Origin of the sequence: Methanoregula sp., from assembly GCF_002835825.1 — an archaeon.
Taxonomy (GTDB): domain Archaea; phylum Halobacteriota; class Methanomicrobia; order Methanomicrobiales; family Methanospirillaceae; genus Methanoregula.
In genome coordinates this window covers 1-2,836 of sequence record NZ_PIZH01000283.1, presented here as the reverse complement: position 1 = coordinate 2,836, position 2,836 = coordinate 1, and the positions used below count along the sequence as shown (strand labels likewise).

General features: G+C 59.9%; 3 protein-coding genes. 2 read left to right on the top strand and 1 reads right to left on the bottom strand.

Annotated elements, in window-relative coordinates; translation table 11 throughout:
• Nucleotides 1-1,069: tripartite tricarboxylate transporter permease (locus CW742_RS09855; protein WP_292419810.1), on the bottom strand; the 1,069-nt coding region annotated here is incomplete at its 3' end.
• An 86-nt stretch (nucleotides 1,070-1,155) separates the two neighbouring features.
• Here CW742_RS09855 and CW742_RS09850 point away from each other — a divergent pair.
• Together CW742_RS09850 and CW742_RS09845 are read left to right on the top strand one after the other, a co-directional pair.
• Nucleotides 1,156-1,845, top strand: a complete 690-nt coding sequence (locus CW742_RS09850; protein WP_292419807.1) for a uroporphyrinogen-III synthase — start codon at nucleotides 1,156-1,158, stop codon at nucleotides 1,843-1,845.
• Between the two features lies 1 nt (nucleotide 1,846).
• The coding region (locus CW742_RS09845; RefSeq protein WP_292419804.1) for an RNA-guided pseudouridylation complex pseudouridine synthase subunit Cbf5 at nucleotides 1,847-2,836 on the top strand (990 nt) is incomplete at its 3' end.

The window sequence follows — 2,836 nt, the reverse complement described above, 5'->3', positions numbered from 1 at the left end:
GGATAATGCTCAGACCAATAACGAAGGCGGTCACCCAACGGGTGCGGAGCAGGTTGTCAATGCTGCGAATCCTGTGGGCTGCGCGGGAGAGCGCTACGGTAATGAGGTACGCGGCGCAGGCTGCGAGAACTCCCGCTACCATCAGATCTCCCATGGAGGGCAGGGGCAGTTCGGCGAGGGCTGCTATCACGCCATTCCTCATCCGCTCCAGCGCAAAAAGGGCGGCAAGACCAATGAAAGCATTGGCAGTGTTCGCTGCATTGGTGGCAAGGATGTATGCCCTCCGATCCCTGTCATATCCGATTACGGACGCAAGTACGCCATTTGCAGAAGCGGTCGATAATCCCGGCAGCCAGCCAACGGCAATCCCCGCTGCCGTACCAAGAAGGGATGATCGGGCCACCATCCGATCGGGTATCCGTATACCCCGGAACTGTTGTTCCGGTACCGTCCCCCGCGACGCGGTCAGGAGCACGGAGATGCCAAAAAGGCCGCAGAGGAGCGGCATCAGGATGGCATTGCTCCCGGCAAGGGTGTGCCAGCCGAGAAAGGCGTACCGGAGGGCAAACACGCCAAGGATACCCGATACAAGGAAGATCGCAAGCCCCCAGGCGGGTGCGTCGCTTGTCACCAGCATCCAGCCGACCGCGGCTATCAGTAAAATCCCGATCCACCAGTCGAACCAGGGCTGAAGTGCCGGAAGGAATAGAAAGCAGACGATGGAAAGGGGCACTGCAATAACCATCGCAGAGGCACTCCCCAGGGCCGCGATCCGCACTGCTTCCTCTCCATTGCCCTCAAGGCAGAGCGCGTGCGCCGGGAGCACGGCAAGCGCCGTATCGGCATCCGGTATGCCGAGGAATGTCGATGGTATTGCGTCGACAAAGGTATGAGTGATGAGGGCGGAAAAGAGCGTACATGCAAGGGCAACGGGCCCGAGCAGGGCGAGGAACACTGCCTGGAGCCCGACGAGGACGCCAGCAAGGGTATTTGCATGGACACCGGGAATGATCCCGCTGATCGTCCCTAGTATGACGCCAGCGAGGACACCCAGCAGGATCTCAATCATCAATAATATATATGATATTATGAATAAAAATTAACCGAAATGCATACCATCATCTCCCCGCGAATACTACACCAAAGCAATCCGCCATGAAGATCGCAGTCACCCGCCTGAAAGGAAAAGAGAAGAGCGATGCCTCCCGCTGCCGTGCCTACGGCCACGAATGCTACAGCGTCCACCCGCTGATGTCAGAGATTCGGGAGCAGGAGATCGCCGCGTTCATCGATGCATCCTCTGCCGGGGAGCTTGACTGCATCTTCTTCACGAGCGCCCTGCCGGCGAAGATCATCGCCCCCCGCCTCTCGACATCTGCACGGGTGATCGCGATCGGCCCCCAGACCGCAAAGGAACTCAGGGAATACAACATCGACTGTGAAACGCTCACCAGTTTCTATTCCCGGGACTTTGTGCCGTTTCTCGGCGATTGGATCCGGGGGAAGAGGATTGGCATCCCCCGGGCCGATGTCCCGAACCAGAACCTCCTTGACTCGATAACAAATGCAGGGGGGATCGTGCGCGAGTTCCGGTGTTACGGGCTTGAGCCAACCGGCGAGGACCTCCCTCTTGATGAGGCAGATGCCATCCTCTTTACCAGCGCCATGTCGTATGTAAAAGCCCGCTGGACACCGCGGGACACGCTCCTCGTCATGGCAATCGGGGACATTACGGCATCGGCCATGAAAGCCGGAGGGACCGTTCCGGCCGTTATTGGTGACGGTTCACTCGAGGGATCCCTGAGTGCGTTGAACGTGTATCTGGGTACAAAAGGGGGCGCCTGATATGGACATCCCCCACACACCAGAGGGCCCGGAGGCGGTCCATCTCTGGAACAAGGCTGGCATCATCGTCGTCGACAAGCCCCGTGGTCCCTCAAGCCACGAGGTAGCCGCGTGGGTTGGAAAGATGCTGGGGTGCCAGGTGGGCCACTCGGGCACGCTCGACCCGCAGGTCTCCGGTGTGCTGCTCATCATGCTCGGCAACGCCGTCCGGCTCGCTCCGCTCCTGCTCCAGCATGACAAGGAATATGTCTGCCTGATGCGGCTGCACGGGGATGTGGACCGGGAGCGAATCGCCACACTCGCAGAGGAGTTCACCGGCCGGCTCTACCAGAGACCGCCCCGGAAAAGCGCCGTGAAACGGAACCTCCGCATCCGCGAGGTCCACAAACTGGAGATCCTTGACGTTGACGGCCGCCTCGTCCTCTTCCAGGTGCACTGCGATGCCGGCACCTACATCCGCTCGCTCTGCCACCACATGGGGTTCGTGCTGGGCGTCGGTGCCCACATGGTAGAACTGCGCCGGACACGCTCCGGAACCTTTGATGAAGACACAATGTATACCCTGTTCGACGTCCAGGACGCTGCCGCTACGGCACGGGATGGTGATCGCACGGCGCTTGAGAAGATGGTGGTTTCGGTCGATGGTGCAGTCCCGGAACTGCCGATTGTTGTGATCCACAATGCGGCAATCGATGCGATCTGTCACGGTGCCTCGCTTGCCGGCGTCGGCGTGGTCAGCACCATGGAGTTTGGAAAGGACCAGACCGTTGCCGTGCTCTCTGAGAAAAAGGAGTTCGTCTGTCTCGGGAAGGCACTCGTCCCATCGGTCTCGTTCAGGCCCGGCGATACCGGCCTCGTCATCGCGCCGACAGCAGTCTTCATGCAGCCGGGCACGTATCCCCGGGCCTGGACGAAGTCCGATAAGGTCTATCCGTCAAAAGCTGAGAAGAAAGCGAGGAAAAAAGCGGTGAAACCTGCGCCTCCCCGTAAG

Coding starts and splice junctions, on each gene's coding strand:
- CW742_RS09850 (WP_292419807.1), top strand. CDS start 1,156: ATGAAGATCGCAGTCACCCGCCTGAAAGGAAAAGAGAAGAGCGATGCC.